This window comes from Oceanobacillus sp. CF4.6 (genome assembly GCF_051262635.1).
GTDB lineage: Bacteria > Bacillota > Bacilli > Bacillales > Amphibacillaceae > Oceanobacillus.
In genome coordinates this window covers 39,778-57,634 of record NZ_JBIMEX010000003.1, presented here as the reverse complement: position 1 = coordinate 57,634, position 17,857 = coordinate 39,778, and the positions used below count along the sequence as shown (strand labels likewise).

Sequence of the window (17,857 nt, the reverse complement as noted above, 5' to 3'; positions counted from 1 at the left end):
AAAGGAATTAGTATAATACACTAATTCCTTTTTATTTATCTTAATCTAAAATCTGCATTCATAGAACGTGCGAGAAAAGTGGAAAATTGGTCCCTACTCACTTCTTTAAAAGGCTCGAAGAATTCTCCAGTTCCTGTTCCATTTGTAATACCTGCTTCATATAAATTAGAGACAGCATCATTGTACCAATCAGAGTTGTTATCTGCATAAATATCTTCAAATGGGTGATTGGTTGAAGCTTTAGGGAATTGATAGATTCTGTCCAAGGCTGTAGCCATTTCGCGTCTTGTAAATATTTCATTTGGATCAAATGTGGTATTAGAGGTACCTTCAAAATAACCTTCGTCAACTACCGCTGCAATGACATCATAATATTTATGATCCCTTGGAACATCGGTAAATGCTAGATCAGGACGATTTTCCAGTGAAAGGTTTTTAGCTCTAGTAACCATTAGGGCAACTTGCCATCTAGACAAGGGTACATCCAGACCGAATTGACCATTTCCAATTCCTTGTAATACCCCGCTATCCACTAAGTAATAGATTTCATCTTCAGCATAATGACCAGCAGGTAAATCTGTAAATCGATATCCGAGATAACTAGAAGCAATATAGCCTGTTGACCCATCATTGGTTTTTATTGGATACCACACAAAATGATTGTGGTTATCATATTGAAAATGCCCTTCAATTGTTAAGCTTTCTCCCTTTGGTAATTTTGTATCATCACTATTTGTATTAGGTAGCTCTCTCATTCTTACCTCAGCAGTTGTTCGAACAGCTTGCCCATCTGAAAAATGATGTTTTGTTTTCGTCAGTGGTAAAGAAAATTGATAGTCCATCATCAGAAATTCAATATTTTCATTGCTATCTGGGTCATATTCGAAATCATTACTAGAGAAAGGAAGTTCCTCCAACTCAATTAAACCTAATTCATTAATATTTTGGAAAACTCTTTCTTGATATGCGTCACTGTTTCGTTCTCCTGTTTCCTGCACAATTGGACTGTTTTCTGGTTTTATTCCATTATATGCCATTACAGCAAAATACCAATTTTCAATGATATCCCGTTCTCCATTGTTAATGGTAGGTAAATCATTTCTCTTAAACATGCTATCGATAATTTCAACTCCTGCTTGAATATTATATACAACATCATATTTAAGTCTTTCTTCATCATATTGTGATTGATTGGTGATTTGCATAATTCCAATTCCATTATCGTCGGAAATAATTGGTTCTCCAATTTTATCAAAATGTTTCCATCCACCACTTTCTACCTGTGCGATTGCTTTTATAATCTCTGGCGGGACATTATAAGTCCTGGCACCTTCGGTTAATAAACAATTCATAGTTTCTATCTCAGGGTTCACACCGGGCTCGCCTTTATATTCACATGTTGACGAAATATCGTCAGTAGCACTTGTTGTAATGGGATAAACTGCTACACTTGAGCAAAAGAATAATAGCAATAAAGCTAGTTTATTAAAATTTTTCATTTAAGTTCTTACTTCCTTTCTATTAATATGGCTTTTAGAATAGTTTAATAGTAACATAGAGAAATAGTTATTCAAAATAGGGTGAAAAAATAAATATATGTCACTGAAGTGAGGGAGACCTGGGAGATTTCCTAGTGAATACAAACAAAAAAATAGCAACACCACATGTGTCACTACTTACTAGTTTTACTTTATTGGATAAACCTGCCACTTTGATAGATCGATTTCTTCCTTTGTAATCATGCTTTCAGGGAAAATAAATGTCCAAGGTTTACTAGTGTTTGCTTTCACTGTAAAGTCTTTTAATTCAAACCCACCTTTAGTTACTTCTTCACCAGATGCATCTTTTAATCCAAGTGGAAGCTGTTTAAGTGTAACATTCTTATGGGAACCATTGCGGATTAGAATCGTTACAGCAAGCTCGCTCTTTTCATTTTGCTTCGCCTGGACACCCATAAAATTTACTTCTCCAGATTTTAAAGGTGCTGCATTTGCGACAATTTCTTCTAAACTTGCTTTTGTATTTTCAGCTATCGATTTTTCCCATGATTCTTCTAACTCAAGACGATGTTTCTTTTTGATTTCGAATGCTAATGACCAGCTGGATGTGTCTATTTCAGTGCCTTTAGCAATTAGATCATCTTTATTGAAGGTAAACTTCCATGGACGTGCTCCATTTGGCGGAATAGCTCCAAGTTCTTTTAAATTAAATTCCTTTTTAGCGATAATATTTTTGTTTCCATCTAATAAAAGAATTGTCGTGTTATTGAAATGAATACTCTTTTTTACTGTATTTTTAATCAGAGCCGTGACAATAAGATTATTATTTTTCAGCTTTTTCAATTCCATTCCATAAATGGAAATCTGATTTACTTTTAGTTTCGGACTTTCATTATTATGAAAAGCATAAACATATCTGTCTTCATTTCGTATTTTCCAATTTGGTAAGATAGAAAGCTCCGTTTTAATCATTTCATCCGGTGGTTCATTTTCTTCTGAATTGAGGAATTCCCCTGCATTAACGGAATGTTTATTTTCTTCTTTTTTTTGCTTTAAAAATCGAAACATCGTATCTTCCTTTCTAATTTATGAGTGGGTTTCTTCCAACTCTATCTTTTCCTTGTCAAGAATTGCTTTAATCATTCCTTTGATGCGTGTACTTAATTCATATTCGATTTCCTGATACGTTGCTTCGAAAAGCTTGTAACCTTCTCGTTCGAATATTTGAATCGGGTTTTCCTGCTGATACTGTCGGATGCCGATTCCTTCTTTCAACTGGTTGATGGAATCCAAATGACGTTTCCATAAATTATCAATAATGATCAGGCCAGTACCTTTAGCGGATGCCTGCATGCTTTCATTTTGTGCAAAAAGCTTCATTTGCTCTGTATGTTCCTGAATCAATGACTCTACAAATTCTTGTAGTTTATGGATATCGTTGAATTCATGACTAGCAAAGGATACGTCCACAAGTAATAGTTGGTCTAACTCTTTTTCCAATTTCATTAAGTCCCAATCTTGAGGGGCGTCTTGTTTATCAATGAGAGTACCCATAATTTCACGTGGAAGTGATTCCGTTTGTGTTGCGATAAACTCGAGTGGGTTTTCTGTCTCGAGAAAGCTATCACGAAGTTTATAAATCACCCCACGCTGCTCATTTGCAACATTTTCAAGGTTCAAATTATAATCGCGGAATTGATAATGAACACCTTCACTGATTTTCTGTGCCGTATCAATAAATTTATAAATATTTGCTGACTGGATCAATCCATCTTTATTTGATTTAAACTTAGGCTTCGCGCGTTCCAGTTCATCTGATGCATAGCGAACAAATAGATAGTCTTCAAGAGAAATAATAAATTGGGTGGAACCTGGATCACCTTGCCTTGCCGAACGTCCTTTTAATTGATCATCAATTCGTCTGCTTTCATTACGTTCTGTACCAATTACATGGAGCCCGCCCAATTCAACTACTTCATCCCCAAGCATGATATCTGTCCCACGTCCTGCCATGTTGGTAGCAATCGTTATCTGTCCCTTTTGACCGGCAAGGGATATCAAGTTTGCTTCTTGTTGTACACTCTTGGCATTTAATAGCTGGTATTCTAGATGCTCTTTATCCATTGCTTTGGCAACGTCTTCGGATTGAAGAATAGAGGTTGTACCAATCAGGACTGGTTGACCATTCTGATGTCGTTGCTTTACCTCTTTGATTAAAGCAATATATTTCTGTTCTTTCGTTAAAAAGACCATATCCGGGTAATCGATGCGTTGTTTCTGTTTATTCGTTGGAATCTGAATAACATCCATTCCATAAACTTTGTTTAGTTCTGTTTCATTCGTTTTTGCTGTACCGGTCATGCCTGAAAGTGTCGGGTACATGCAGTAATAATTCTGAATCGTGATGGACGCATGGGTTTTGTTTTCGTCTGTATTTTTCAATCCTTCTTTTGACTCAATCGCCTGGTGCAATCCATCACTTAGAGAGCGTCCTTCCATAATTCTCCCGGTATTCATATCGACTAACTTGATTTCGCCGTCTTCCACAATATAGTCAATATCACGCTCATAGAGTACCCTTGCCCGTAGTGCTTGTAATAATGCATGGAAGAGGGAACTATGTTCAAGGTCGAATAAGTTTTCGACACCAAATACCTTTTCACATTTATTTAATCCAGCTTCCGTGAAATTCACTACTTTTAATTCGACATCATACGTGAAATCATCGTCTATTTTAAGGCTTTTCACAACATTGGAACATACCTTGTAAAGTCTATCACTTGGTTTTCCTTTTCCGGCAATAATTAATGGCGTTCTCGCTTCATCAATCAGCACACTATCTACTTCATCCACAATCGCAAAATGATAGGGGCGTTGTACCTTCTGTTGAATGGATTGAACCGTATTATCCCGAAGAAAATCAAATCCAAATTCCGTCCCTACCCCATATGTAATATCACATTGATAGGCCTGCTGCTTTTCACTATTGCTTATACCAGTAACATTCAGTCCTACTGTAAGTCCGAGGAATTCATGTATCTGACCAATCAACTCTTTATCACGTCTTGACAGGTAATCATTAACGGTAATGATATGTACGCCTTTTCCTTCTAATGCAACTAAATAACTTGGTAAAGAGGCAACTAGAGTTTTCCCTTCACCTGTAGCCATCTGTGCAATGTTGCCATAAAGTAGCACTAATCCACCCATTAATTGCACATCATAATGACGCAATCCTAAAACACGCTTGGAAGCTTCACGGACTGTTGCAAATGCATCAACAGCAAGGTCCTTTATATCTTCACCCTGCTGAATACGTTCTTTGAACTCGTTCGTCTTACTCTTTAACTGTTGGTCTTTCAAGCTAGTATAATGTTGTTCTCTCTTATTTATTTGATCAACTAGTGTACGATAATTCTTTAGTTCGTACCCAATTTGCTTATTATTTTTAAAAATCCCCATTGCCTAAAACTCCTTAGTATCACGTAATCACAGTCCATTATAGCATGAAAGATAAAGTGAAACACTACCAAGAAAAAGGTGGAATAGACAAAAAAGCAGCTGCTGACCCATTCGGATTCAACAGCTGCTATGTTTATTCTTGAAAGAAATCTTATTTAATGGTGGCAGTAGAATTTAGACCACCAGCGGTCTTGGAACCATATATCTCCAAATGACTCTGCAACACGGTCTTCGTCTCACCCAGCGCTACCTCATCCAACATCCAGTAATATGCACCACCAGGCTGGGAATCATATCCTTTTAGTGTCAGCGTTTCAATATCAAGATTTGTCCCTGCTGTACCGTAATTAATAAACCCCTTCATTTCGCCAAATGTCATATTGGTTGTCATATTACTTCCAACAGCTTCAATGATATTATCATATTTTAATACGGAACCGACAGAGACTGCCTTATTAACAACTGCTTTAATAATTTCCTGTTGCCTTTTACCACGCTCGATATCATTATCGAGTTTCCTTGTCCGTGCTAAAGCAAGTGCTTCTTCTCCATTCAATTCCTGCACTCCAGGAAGAAGATGAATGGATCCAGCTACGTCTTCCGAATTCTGTTCTGATAATTCATATGGAACATCAACTTCGATACCATCAACAGCATCAACGACATCAATAAATGCTTCAAAATTAAGTTTTACATAGTAATCAATCGGAATATCCAGTAAATTCTCAACCGTTTCTACCGTTGCTTCGGTACCGCCATACGCATGAGCATGATTAATTTTTGTTTCATATCCCACTTCAGGAATGTATACATAGGAATCACGCGGTATGCTCAGAAGCTTCACACTTTTATCTTTTACATTGAGTGTTGCAACCATAAGCGTATCGGTACGAGAATCTCCCTCGTTATTTCGCAAATCACTTGCATCGACGCCCATAATTAAGATGGACACATTATCCTCTGTTGGATCCACTGCTTCCTCTCGCAGTTCTGACTTGTCCTTGCCATCATCTTCATAGGAGTTAGAAAGAACTGTATCTGCTTTGGTATATAAGTAAGCTCCATAAGTAAGGACAGTAAGAAAAAGAATGATCACAGGTACTAAAACATAATATACTCGTTTACGCAATTTTCTCTTTCGTCTTTTAACGATTCGAGTTTGCGACGTTTTATTATTACTCATTTATAGTTTCTCCTTTAAATGGGGCTGTTGCAATGACTGACAAATTTCTAGATTTCAAAAAAAGTACATATTTCATTTTACTATGAAAAGTGTCTTACGTAAATTATAATTTTATTACAAATTCAAGTTTTAGAAAATGCTTTATAAAAAAAGGAATATACGCAGTCCTATTTATTTTTTAAATTATGCTTAATCCTAGTCGTTGAGATGCCTTCTGTTCGCTGCAGATAAACAACCTCACAATATTCTTCTAAAAAATCAAATTTTCCCTTCCAGTCATCTCCCATAACAAAAACATCTGCATGATATTTTTTCACATCATCGATTTTTTGCTCCCAGGAGTATTCGGGAATAACCTGATCAACGTAACAAATGGACTCTAAAATTAATTTACGGTCATCGAATGAATGATATGCTTCTTTATTTTTAAGTTTATTAAATTCATCTGTAGAAATACCAACGATTAAATAGTCTCCCATTTCCTTTGCGCGACGCAGTAAATGAATATGACCTGCATGAATTAAATCAAAAGTGCCATAAGTTATTATCGTTTTAATGGAATTCTCCTCCAGTAATAGTTGAATAGTTCAATATTATCATATATGAGCATAACTTTTAGTAGTTTAATAAAAAGAAGGCTATTTATTGTATTCCTCTATGTTAGTATGCATGCCTATCAGCATCTTCTGTATCATGCGTTGATCCATCCAATGGCTCTAGTTCTAAGTGGTTCCTGAGCTCCCCCTGAATTTGGGCTCTACTCGCTTCCTCTACTTGATAATACCAGCCACCATTTTCCATATACCCACCGCTGCCTGCCAGATTTATATTATCTATTAGGACATTCTTATCTAAGCCATAGGATAAGAACCCTCTAATCTCAGGCAATGTTAAATTCGTAGTCATATTGGATCCTACAGCTTTCATTACATCTTCCAGTTTAAAGAGGGAAGAAGCGGAGGTTGCCTTATTAGCTACTTCTTTAAGAATCTCCTGCTGCCTTCTTCCCCTTTCGACATCACTGTCATACTTTCGGGTTCGTGCCAGGGCTAATGCTTCTTCACCATTGATACGTTGTAATCCAGGTTGAAGAAGAATCGCGTCCTGTTTATCACGTGAATCCATTTCTTCCATTTCATATGGCACATCATACTCTATTCCGTCTAAAGCATCGACCACTTCAGTAAACGCATTAAAATTCATACGAACATAATAATCTACTGGGACCCGTAAAAAATCCTCAACCGTTTCGATTGTTGCTCGGGCGCCGCCATATGCATGTGCATGATTTATCTTAGTAGAATAATTAACTTCGGGTATATAAACGTAAGAATCGCGAGGAATACTCAATAGTTTTACCGAGCTATCATCTTTATTAAATGTTGCAAGAAGTAAAGCATCCGAACGGCTATCTTCACTATCCCTATGCTCACTATCATCTACCCCAATAAAAAGAATAGAAGTATTATCTTTAACCGGATCGATATCCCCTTCACGAAATGGAGAAGTTTCATTCGTTCTCCCCACATCTTCATGAGAATCAGAGAAAACGGAAGCGGTTTGGTTATACAAATGAAATACATACCCAATTAAGGAACCTAATAAAATTAGAAATATAATTAAAATAGAAAATAATATCTTTTTTCTTCTAGTAAACATAGAACGAACCCCTTACTACTAAATCTAATACCATTTTACCCGCAAACAGCCCCCATGGATAGTCGGAAGCACGGGGACGGTTCTTTTGCTTCCTAATCACGCTCCTTCTGCAACGACAGGACTCTATATAAAGGAAAGGAACGTTACCCGTTTGTACAAGCTTCTTATAACTACAATCGATAGATACTTCAATAAAGGGGCAAAGAATTTCCGGAAAAATTTCTGAAGCCGCACCCCCTAATCCACCCTCCATTTCGATTGTAGTTATGAAAGGGAGGTGAGACACATGGCAGTAGCAGATATGACACAATCCACATTGCAGTTAGTGCTTACCGATGGAATTGATTCTGAATCCGGTTTGCCAATCATCAAGTACAAAAGCTTTAACAATGTAAAACCAGCTGCAACAGCAGATCAATTATATGCAATCGCAACAGCTGTAGCAGAACTCCAGGAGCGTCCATTATACGAAATTAATCGTAAGGACACCTCAGATATTAGAGAAGCGTAGCCATTTGAAATTATAAAATGAGAAAGGAGCAATAATTAATGAAGAAACTCGAAATGAAGTTCACGAATCAAGATGGGAAAATTGTAACGTATTCCCTGGACAAGCCGGTGGAACCTGTCAATATAGCTTCCGTCCATGCAGCAATGGATGCGATCATTGCACAGAATGCCTTCACATCCACTGGCGGCGACCTCGTTGCGAAAAAGAGTGCGCGCCTAGTCGAACGTATTGTGGAAGATATTGATTTAGGTTAATTTAGGTAGCGGGGCTTCGCGATGGAGCTCCGTTATTACAGAACATGACCAGTGGCGATGCCTCTGGTCTGTTTTTGGTAAGGTGAAGAGATTGGATGGTAGGGGCACCACATCTTAGTAATCGAAAAAGGGATAAGTAATAGGAGGGTGTAAGTGAGCAATTGAAAGGAATAACTATCCAAAGCCGTAAGTGAACGATCCAAAGCATGCTTTGGATCGTTCAGCACCATGTCTCGATCGCTCATATAAATTATCAAGCGCAAACAGCAAACATCAAATTTTTAATCGCTTATCCTGCCCCCTCCATCCTCAAAAAATCAAACTAGGAGGCGAAGTCATGGAATCCTGGATACCATTCATCACGGAGGTTGGATTCCCTATTGCGGTGACATTTTACTTGTTGCATCGTATTGAGGGGAAACTAAACCAATTGATTGAATCGATTCATGCGTTACCTGAGAAGATGAGTAAATAATTTAATTGAAAGATACGTAACTAAGTGTTACTGTATATGGGATTCCAGTTAATCTAAGAAGAATATCACATCAGGATTAGAAATTGTATCTTCTTATGAATACATTAGTACCTGTGTTGTCTCAATGAGTGGTAGAATATATATATATAAATTAATGGAGTGACATAACAAAATGACGAAACGCATAAGAGTAATGACAATTTTTGGAACAAGACCAGAAGCAATCAAAATGGCTCCACTTGTGCTTGAATTAAAAAAACGTTCCGAGGAGTTTGAGCCTATCGTAACTGTTACGGCTCAACACCGAGAAATGTTGGATCAGGTTCTTGAGATTTTCAAGATAACACCGGATTTCGACTTGAACATTATGAAGAAGCAACAATCACTTGCACAAATTACGACGCGCGCCTTAGAGGGTCTTGATGAAGTTATGAAAGAAACCAAGCCGGATATCGTTCTCGTGCACGGTGATACATCAACAACGTTTGCAGCTTCACTCGCTGCATTTTATAATCAGATTGCTGTTGGACATGTCGAAGCTGGCCTTCGTACATGGAATAAATATTCGCCATATCCAGAAGAGATGAATCGTCAGCTTACCGGCGTTATGGCTGATTTGCATTTTTCACCAACGGAAAAATCAAAGCAAAATCTGCTAAATGAAAATAAACCAGCTGAAAATATTGTTGTTACTGGTAACACAGCTATTGATGCGTTGAAAACAACGGTTGATGAGACTTATTCAAGCAAGATTCTTGATGACATCGGCGATAAACGACTTGTATTAATGACAGCACATCGCAGAGAGAATCTTGGAAACAACATGGAGCAAATGTTCCGTGCGATTAAGCGGCTTGTCGAAACACATGATGACATTCAAGTAATTTATCCTGTACATTTAAATCCAGTAGTTCAAGATACAGCGAATAAGATTTTAGGTAATGATGATCGCATTCAATTAATTGAGCCACTTGGTGTCGTAGATTTCCATAACTTTGCATCAAAAGCCTATTTAATTCTTACTGATTCTGGCGGTGTTCAAGAAGAAGCACCTTCTCTCGGAGTACCAGTATTGGTTCTGCGAGATACAACCGAACGTCCAGAAGGCATTGATGCAGGCACATTGAAATTAGCTGGAACAGATGAGGATACAATCTTTAACTTAGCGAATGAATTATTATCCGATAAAGAAGCCCATGACAAAATGGCTAAAGCTTCAAATCCTTATGGCGATGGAGAAGCATCCCGCAGAATTGCAGATGCAATTGTAAGTTATTTTGAAAAATAAATAGAAGTAAAAGCCGTTATCTTTAATGCTTGTGATTAAGGGTAGCGGCTTTTTGTATACTTTATTATTTTTGGGTGAGTTTTATGCGTGAAGCGAAGTTATAACAATGTTAGACAAGTATCGAAAATAGGAAATATCGACAAAAAATAAAGGGGAGGAAGCACGGGGACGGTTCTCTTGCTTCCGAAGCAAAAGAACCGTCCCCGTGCTTCTCAAAAGCCTATTTAATTCTTACTGATTCTGGCGGTGTTCAAGAAGAAGCACCTTCTCTCGGAGTACCAGTATTGGTTCTACGAGATACAACCGAACGTCCAGAAGGCATTGATGCAGGCACATTGAAATTAGCTGGAACAGATGAGGATACAATCTTTAACTTAGCGAATGAATTACTATCTGTTAAAGAAGCTCATGACAAAATGGCTAAAGCTCAAATCCTTATGGGGATGGAGAAGCATCCCGCAGAATTGCAGATGCAATTGTAAGTCATTTTGAAAAATAAATAGAAGTAAAAGCCGCTATCTTTAATGCTTGTGATTAAAGGTAGCGGCTTTTGTATACTTTATTATTTTTGGGTGAGTTTTATGCGTGAAGTGAAGTTATAACAAAGTGAGACAAGTATCGAAAATATTTCTCATTTCCCGGGAAATATCGACAAAAAATAGGAGAAAAAGATGGAGCAGAGTAGATAATCAATCAAGAAAGGGAAATAATAACTGTCATTCAACAAAAATCGGTGAGTGACAGGCACCTCATGACCTAGAGTATAGTTAATAATACCATTCGAGCTATATTTTTAGACTACTACAACGAAGAAATTGACAGAATTGGAGGAATTAATATGTTTAAAAATCTATTTGGCAAAAAAGAAGATAAAGGTGAAAAATTTATATCCCCACTAACCGGTGACCTAATCCCGATTACAGAAGTTCCGGATGAAGTATTTTCAGGGAAAATGATGGGAGATGGCTTTGCAATTGTTCCTAAGGACGGGACTGTTGTATCGCCAATTGATGGGAAAGTGGTTAATCTGTTCCCGACCAAGCATGCCATTGGTTTAGAATCAAATGATGGACGTGAGATTTTAATACACATTGGAATTGACACCGTTGAATTAAAAGGGGAAGGCTTTGAATCGTTAGTAAAGCAGGATGATCAAGTGAAAGCCGGTCAGCCACTAATGAAAGTTGATTTTGATTTTGTTGAGAAAAATGCGACATCAACAGTTACGCCGGTTGTTTTTACTAATTTGAAAGAGGGCGAAGCTGTTACGATTGAAAAACAGGGAGCCGTGGTGAAAGGCGACGGAAATATAGTATTAATTAAATAAAATGAATTTAAATTTTCAATTTGTTTAGCGATGTATTTGGATGTGGGAGACCTACCTAGAGGGCGGAGTGATCTTAATATACTTGAGCGATAATTACTTGAAGTTGAGCGACCTCCTTACAAAAAAGCAACGATACCCACATCGTTGCTTTTTTCTATCCAAACTCACTAATTGCCCGCAATGTCTTCTTACGGTTCTCCATTAATTCCTCGTTATTCAACAACTTATACGTTAGCAAATCCAACAAAAACAATCCTGGGATCTGTGTGTTAATAAATTTTTCATCGTCAATATATTTATAGCTTGAAATTAATACTACTTCATCCGCAAGTTTCGTTAACAAGGTATCCTCATAATTGGTAATTGCAATGGTTGTTGCATTATTTTCTTTTGCCAATTTTGCTGAATCGACGACAGACTTCGTTTGACCTGAATTGGAAAAACAGATGATTAAATCTTTTTCCTCCAATAAAGCGCTTTTCATGAGCATACCATGAGCATCTGTCGTCGCCTGTGAAACTATACCCATTCTTTGAATCCGGCTATTAAATTCATTTGCAATCAGTCCGGAATTCCCAATTCCACAAAACAAAACATTATTCGCATGGATAATTAGATGAACAATCCTGGCCGTTTGCTCTTCCGTAATAAATTGCTCGGTTGATTTGATGATGGATTGATAATAATTATAAATAATCTCAAACGTGTTATCCGTTTTTTTAGTTTGTGAAAGATCCTTTTTCAGGGAGTATTTCATTTGCTGAAATGAATCAAAATCGATTTTTTTGCAGAACCTAGTAATACTGGCAGGAGAAACATGAATTTCTTCGGATAAGTCTGTAATGGTTTTGCTGATAATTGCATCTTTATTCGCAGCTATATATCGAATAATTTTTCGATCGTTTTCGGTTAAAACGGAATTATATTTTTGAATTCGATTTTCAAAATTCATCATCAGATCTATTTTCCTTTCTGACTAGGAAGCAAAAGAACCGTCCCCGTGCTTCTGTTATTGTCCTAATCATAACACTTAGAAAATCTGAAATATAGTATTGACGGTTATGTAAACGTTTGATAGTATTTAAATGAAATTATTTTCACTTAGGAGGTAAAATATGAAAAAGTTTTTCAGTAAAGCGCAGCAGTTTGGTAAATCGTTTATGTTACCAATTGCGATCTTACCTGCAGCTGGTCTCTTACTTGGAATAGGTGGAGCACTATCCAATCCGAATACAGTTGCAGCTTATCCGATGTTGGATTTTGCTTGGCTGCAGGCTATTTTTATGGTCATGAGTTCAGCCGGTAATATTGTATTTGCGAACTTACCAGTCATTTTTGCTGTTGGGGTTGCCATTGGTTTGGCTAGGTCCGACAAAGGTACTGCTGGTCTGGCTGCTTTAATTGGCTATTTAGTAATGAATGCAACGATCAATGCTGTTTTAGTCATAACCGATCATTTAGCTGCTGAAAATTTATCTGCAGTAGGTCAAGGTTTCGCCCTCGGTATTCAAACGCTTGAATCAGGCGTGTTTGGTGGGATCGTCGTCGGGATTATGGCTGGGTTATTGCATAATCGTTTTAATAAAATTGAATTACCACAGTTTCTGGGATTCTTTGGTGGTTCACGTTTTGTTCCAATTGTAACATCGTTTTCTGCTATTCTTTTGGGAGTAGTGATGTATTATATATGGCCGATCTTCCAAAATTTTATTTTCAGTATCGGTGATATTGTCAATGCAACCGGCTATATTGGAACCTTTTTCTATGGATTTATCTTACGTATGCTTGGGCCATTTGGTTTGCATCATATTTTCTATTTACCGTTCTGGCAAACTGGACTCGGTGGCGCACTTGAGATTGGTGGTCAATTAGTCCAAGGAACACAGAATATATTCTTTGCTCAGCTTGGAGATCCAGCGACAGAGGAATTCTATGAAGGTACTGCACGTTTTATGTCCGGACGCTTTATTACCATGATGTTCGGTTTACTTGGTGCAGCTTACGCGATTTACCGTACTGCTAAACCGAAGAATAAGAAGGTTATTGGTGGATTAATGCTATCCGCAGCACTTACTTCTTTCTTAACCGGTATTACAGAGCCGTTGGAGTTTTCATTCTTATTCGTAGCTCCATTGCTGTATTTTGTACATGCGGTGTTTGATGGACTTGCATTTATGCTCGCACATATTTTCCAAATTACAATCGGTCAGACATTCTCCGGTGGTTTTATTGACTTTATCCTGTTCGGTGTATTGCAGGGGCAGGATATGACAAATTGGCTTTATGTGATTCCAATCGGTATTATCTGGTTCTTCCTGTATTTCTTTACATTCACATTCTTGATCAAGAAGTTCAATTTCAAAACTCCGGGTCGTGAGGATGAAAAAGTTGTTGATGCGAATGCAGATGATGATGCCGGCGCTGTAACAGTAAACATGGATAAAGCAGGACGTCCATATGCAATCATTGAGGCGCTTGGTGGAGAAGGCAATCTTGTCGATGTAGACAACTGTGCCACTCGATTACGTGTCACTGTCAAAGACGGTGAAAAGGTGAATCAGGATGCATTGAAGGAAACTGGAAGCAAAGGTGTTATTCTTAGAGGAGACGGTGTTCAGGTCGTGTATGGCCCACAGGTTTCCGTCATTAAAAATGAGATTGAAGAAGTGTTAGAAGATAATTAGGAGTTGAAAACTGTGCATTTACCAAAAAACTTAATCGTTTCCTGTCAGGCCCTTGAGGATGAACCGCTTCATTCTTCGTATATTATGAGCAAAATGGCCTTAGCCGCTTATCAAGGCGGTGCAAAAGGAATCAGAGCAAATTCAAAAGAAGATATTATTGAAATCAAAAAAGAAGTAGATCTTCCGGTTATCGGGATCGTGAAACGCGATTACACCGGTTCTGATGTTTACATTACTGCAACTTCCAAAGAGATAGATGAATTAATCGAAAGCGGATGTGAAGTAATCGCTATGGACGCTACGACAAGTTCAAGACCGGAAAAATCATTGGAAGAGCTCGTCAGCTATGTCCGTGAAAAAGCCCCGAATGTGGAACTAATGGCAGACATTGCAACCGTTGAGGAAGCAGTCATTGCCGGAAAATTGAACTTTGATTATATCGGCACCACATTACATGGTTACACCCATGATACAAAGGGTAAGAAGATGTATGATAATGATTTTGCTTTCCTAAAAGAAGTAATGAACGCGATTGAAAAGCCAGTCATAGCAGAAGGTAATGTTGCAACGCCTGAGATGCTGAAACGCGTATTTGAGATTGGTGTCTATTCTGCTGTTGTTGGTGGAGCAATCACAAGACCAAAAGATATTACGGGTAAATTTATGAATGAAATTAAGGATTTAGTATAAACAAAACATTTTAGCAAAGGATGACTCAAGATTTAATTGGGTCATTCTTTATTATGGATGGCATTTTCTGTCGTTTAAGGTATGCTATTAGTAAAGCGTGTGTCATTGGATACGCAGAAAGGAGCGCATACATGCAGAACGCATCACTTTACATAAAAAATGCAAAGCTATTTTTAGAAGATAAAGTGATCCCAAATGGCGGGATTTATATAGAAAATCGAAAAATTAAAGCTTTCGTTGAAGATGATGATTCGTTTCAACTGCCTGATGATGTGCAAGTGATCGATGGGGCAAATTCCAACTTGATCCCTGGTTTCATTGACGGCCATATCCACGGTGCAAACGGAGCAGATACGATGGACGCTACCGAAGAAGCGCTGGATACGATGACTGCCGCCTTGCCTAGTGAAGGAACAACGAGCTTCCTGGCGACGACGATAACACAATCTCCAGAGAACATTGCTGCTGCATTGGAAAATATCGCAGGATACCGAAGCAAACCAGGTCAGACCGAGCTGATCGGTATACATCTCGAAGGACCATTCGTTGAAAAATCAAAAGCCGGTGCCCAGCCGAAGAAATACATCATGGAACCAGACCTTGGTCATTTTAGGAAATGGCAGGAGCTTTCAGGCGGCAAAATAAAAACGATCACCATGGCACCGGAGCATGATAGAGACGGTTCCTTTATCAAGGATTTAGTGGGAGCAGGGGTTAATGTTTCTGCAGGACATACCGCGACAGACTTTGCTGGAATGAAACGGGCAGTTGGGTATGGCGTTCAACAGGTCACACATCTCTGCAATGCCATGTCAGGCATCCACCATCGGGATATTGGTGTCGTTGGAGCAGCATTCCAATTAGAAGAACTTCGCGGGGAAGTCATTGCCGATGGAATTCATATCGCACCGGAAATGCTTCAATTGATTTTTAACAACATGGGAAGTGAACGATTAATTCTGATCACCGATTCCATGCGTGCAAAAGGGTTACCAGCAGGAGATTACGAACTAGGCGGACAGCCAGTAATTGTAACGGAAGACCGTGCTGTCTTAGAAGACGGAACACTAGCAGGAAGCATCCTAAAAATGAATGAAGGAGCACAGCAGTTGCTCAAGCTAGATGGCGTTTCGATCGAGAATATCATTGAAATGGCCTCGGTAAATCCAGCCAAACAGATTGGTGTTTATGATAGAAAAGGTAGTATCGAAGTAGGGAAAGACGCAGATATTTTACTAGTTGATGATCAATTAAACATAAAATACACCATCTGCCGTGGAGAAATTGCATACGAAGCAGAATAATAGATAGTAACTAATCAAAAATTGACAAGTGACAGGCACTACGCTGGAATAGGGCTAATTGATCAAACGTTTGATCAAACACACCCAATCCGATGCAACCCACAACACACTCCATCTTAATCAAACGTTTGATTAAGAAAAAAGAGCTGCTTGGGTGCCTGTCACTCCCCGAATTTTGTCGAACGATATTCAAGGAGGTAAAGGCATATGGAAATAATGAAGGTAAAAGATTATGATGAAATGAGTTCACAAGCGTGCGTTTATATTATAAATAAGATCAAGCAAGTGCAAAATCCTGTGCTCGGATTGGCTACAGGATCGACTCCAGAAGGTTTGTACAAACGTTTGATTGAAAAATATAACGCGCAGGAAGTATCCTTTAAGGATGTTTCCACATTTAATTTAGATGAATATGTAGGATTGGAAAATAACGATCATAATAGTTACCACCATTTTATGGATGAAAAGTTATTCAAACATATTGATATCGCAACGGAACATGTTCACGTGCCAAATGGTGTTGCTGGGAATTTGGAAAAGGAATGTGAGGATTACGAAAAGAAAATGAAGGATGCAGAACAAGTTGATATTCAGGTTCTTGGACTTGGACTTAACGGACATATTGGATTTAATGAGCCTGGAACACCTTTCTCCAGCAGAACACATATCGTTGATTTAGATGAATCAACACGTCAGGCCAATGCGCGTTTTTTTGATTCACTTGATGACGTCCCTGAAAAAGCAATAACGATGGGGATTGAAACGATTATGGAGAGTAAAGAAATTTTATTACTTGTTTCTGGTGCAAATAAGCGGGAGGCTCTCGATCGATTACTGAATGGTGAAGTATCTGAGGCGTTTCCTGCTTCTATTTTACAAGAACATAAGCGGGTTACTGTTATTGCGGATGAAGCGGCATTAAAGGGTAAGTAAAATTCGGGCGATTACTGTCATTCCCGAATGTTATTGAATAAAATTAAAAAGGGCGATGAGTATTTACTCATCGCCCTTTTGTTATAGCTTCTTCACAGCAATCGCCGGAGAGTAACTCGTTATTCTGCAATCTTCTAAATCCGCTTCTGCCAATAACCCCAGTTCAATTGCTGCATTGATTTTACCATCATCCGGCTTTTCAACGACTTTAATTAAGTCGTCCATCTGTAGTTTTTCCAATCGGGCTACCGTTTCCTTATCGCTAAACTTCTCTGATTTCCTGATCTGCCTAAGTAATTTATATCTACCTTCTGTGATTTCTCCCTTTTGATTGGCACCCGCATATTGATCCATGCAAGCATGGAAACTGGATTTCAACTGATTCATTTCAGCTTCTATTTCTTTCTTCATCTTATTAAGGTCATAATATCTCGCTAACATTTCCTCTGATATCAGTAGATTTTCTACACTCATACATATCCCTCCACATAAAGCTTGTTTTTAAAGTTTATTTTAGTGGGAGAGGGATTATTACAATATTATTGATAGGGGTTGTCTACATTAAAAGGGTTTTCCTTATAATGACTT

16 protein-coding genes and 2 pseudogenes are annotated in these 17,857 nt (G+C 38.1%); 10 read left to right on the top strand and 8 right to left on the bottom strand.

Annotated features, from left to right (window positions below):
- Positions 1 to 35 precede the first annotated feature (35 nt).
- The 6 genes from ACHABU_RS07225 to ACHABU_RS07200 all read right to left on the bottom strand — a co-directional run bounded on the left by ACHABU_RS07225 (position 36) and on the right by ACHABU_RS07200 (position 7,803).
- Positions 36 to 1,499, bottom strand: coding sequence for an S-layer homology domain-containing protein (locus tag ACHABU_RS07225; protein WP_435763812.1), 1,464 nt, complete (start codon positions 1,497 to 1,499; stop codon positions 36 to 38).
- Between the two features lie 186 nt (positions 1,500 to 1,685).
- Positions 1,686 to 2,567 carry an accessory Sec system S-layer assembly protein gene (locus ACHABU_RS07220; protein WP_435763810.1) on the bottom strand — a complete coding sequence of 294 codons (882 nt, stop codon included), beginning with the start codon at positions 2,565 to 2,567 and terminating at the stop codon, positions 1,686 to 1,688.
- Between the two features lie 18 nt (positions 2,568 to 2,585).
- Complete coding sequence (secA2, locus tag ACHABU_RS07215) at positions 2,586 to 4,961, bottom strand: accessory Sec system translocase SecA2 (RefSeq protein ID WP_435763808.1); 2,376 nt, start codon at positions 4,959 to 4,961, stop codon at positions 2,586 to 2,588.
- A 151-nt stretch (positions 4,962 to 5,112) separates the two neighbouring features.
- Positions 5,113 to 6,144, bottom strand: coding sequence for an LCP family protein (locus ACHABU_RS07210; protein ID WP_435763806.1), 1,032 nt, complete (start codon positions 6,142 to 6,144; stop codon positions 5,113 to 5,115).
- Positions 6,145 to 6,311: 167 nt separating this feature from the next.
- Complete coding sequence (tagD, locus tag ACHABU_RS07205; RefSeq protein WP_435764189.1) at positions 6,312 to 6,701, bottom strand: glycerol-3-phosphate cytidylyltransferase; 390 nt, start codon at positions 6,699 to 6,701, stop codon at positions 6,312 to 6,314.
- Positions 6,702 to 6,804: 103 nt separating this feature from the next.
- Positions 6,805 to 7,803, bottom strand: coding sequence for an LCP family protein (locus ACHABU_RS07200; protein ID WP_435763804.1), 999 nt, complete (start codon positions 7,801 to 7,803; stop codon positions 6,805 to 6,807).
- Between the two features lie 286 nt (positions 7,804 to 8,089).
- Between ACHABU_RS07200 and ACHABU_RS07195 the strand changes: the two genes are divergently transcribed.
- The 6 genes and pseudogenes from ACHABU_RS07195 to ACHABU_RS07170 all read left to right on the top strand — a co-directional run.
- Positions 8,090 to 8,314: a DUF1659 domain-containing protein gene (locus tag ACHABU_RS07195; protein ID WP_435763802.1), complete on the top strand. Its 225-nt coding sequence runs from the start codon at positions 8,090 to 8,092 to the stop codon at positions 8,312 to 8,314.
- 38 nt (positions 8,315 to 8,352) lie between these two features.
- The gene (locus tag ACHABU_RS07190) at positions 8,353 to 8,568 is read left to right on the top strand and encodes a DUF2922 domain-containing protein (protein WP_435763800.1); all 216 of its coding nucleotides are present in this window, start codon (positions 8,353 to 8,355) and stop codon (positions 8,566 to 8,568) included.
- A gap of 337 nt (positions 8,569 to 8,905) precedes the next feature.
- Positions 8,906 to 9,043 carry a YvrJ family protein gene (locus ACHABU_RS07185; protein ID WP_435763798.1) on the top strand — a complete coding sequence of 46 codons (138 nt, stop codon included), beginning with the start codon at positions 8,906 to 8,908 and terminating at the stop codon, positions 9,041 to 9,043.
- Positions 9,044 to 9,215: 172 nt separating this feature from the next.
- Positions 9,216 to 10,331 carry a non-hydrolyzing UDP-N-acetylglucosamine 2-epimerase gene (gene wecB / locus ACHABU_RS07180; RefSeq protein ID WP_435763796.1) on the top strand — a complete coding sequence of 372 codons (1,116 nt, stop codon included), beginning with the start codon at positions 9,216 to 9,218 and terminating at the stop codon, positions 10,329 to 10,331.
- Between the two features lie 212 nt (positions 10,332 to 10,543).
- Positions 10,544 to 10,830, top strand: a pseudogene (locus ACHABU_RS07175) (UDP-N-acetylglucosamine 2-epimerase); the annotation flags it as partial.
- Between the two features lie 369 nt (positions 10,831 to 11,199).
- Positions 11,200 to 11,658: pseudogene (locus ACHABU_RS07170) on the top strand (PTS sugar transporter subunit IIA); the annotation flags it as partial.
- 154 nt (positions 11,659 to 11,812) lie between these two features.
- Here the strand turns inward: ACHABU_RS07170 and ACHABU_RS07165 are convergent.
- Positions 11,813 to 12,613: a MurR/RpiR family transcriptional regulator gene (locus ACHABU_RS07165; protein WP_435763794.1), complete on the bottom strand. Its 801-nt coding sequence runs from the start codon at positions 12,611 to 12,613 to the stop codon at positions 11,813 to 11,815.
- Between the two features lie 160 nt (positions 12,614 to 12,773).
- Here ACHABU_RS07165 and ACHABU_RS07160 point away from each other — a divergent pair, with 160 nt between their 5' ends.
- The 4 genes from ACHABU_RS07160 to nagB all read left to right on the top strand — a co-directional run bounded on the left by ACHABU_RS07160 (position 12,774) and on the right by nagB (position 17,269).
- Positions 12,774 to 14,342: a maltose/glucose-specific PTS transporter subunit IIC gene (locus tag ACHABU_RS07160; RefSeq protein ID WP_435763792.1), complete on the top strand. Its 1,569-nt coding sequence runs from the start codon at positions 12,774 to 12,776 to the stop codon at positions 14,340 to 14,342.
- A gap of 12 nt (positions 14,343 to 14,354) precedes the next feature.
- On the top strand, positions 14,355 to 15,032 hold the full coding sequence (locus ACHABU_RS07155; protein ID WP_435763790.1) for an N-acetylmannosamine-6-phosphate 2-epimerase: 678 nt from the start codon (positions 14,355 to 14,357) through the stop codon (positions 15,030 to 15,032).
- A 131-nt stretch (positions 15,033 to 15,163) separates the two neighbouring features.
- Positions 15,164 to 16,336, top strand: a complete 1,173-nt coding sequence (nagA, locus tag ACHABU_RS07150; protein ID WP_435763788.1) for an N-acetylglucosamine-6-phosphate deacetylase — start codon at positions 15,164 to 15,166, stop codon at positions 16,334 to 16,336.
- Positions 16,337 to 16,543: 207 nt separating this feature from the next.
- Positions 16,544 to 17,269 carry a glucosamine-6-phosphate deaminase gene (gene nagB, locus ACHABU_RS07145; protein WP_435763786.1) on the top strand — a complete coding sequence of 242 codons (726 nt, stop codon included), beginning with the start codon at positions 16,544 to 16,546 and terminating at the stop codon, positions 17,267 to 17,269.
- Positions 17,270 to 17,350: 81 nt separating this feature from the next.
- Here nagB and ACHABU_RS07140 read toward each other — a convergent pair whose 3' ends face one another.
- Complete coding sequence (locus ACHABU_RS07140; RefSeq protein ID WP_435763784.1) at positions 17,351 to 17,743, bottom strand: hypothetical protein; 393 nt, start codon at positions 17,741 to 17,743, stop codon at positions 17,351 to 17,353.
- Positions 17,744 to 17,857: the final 114 nt, after the last annotated feature.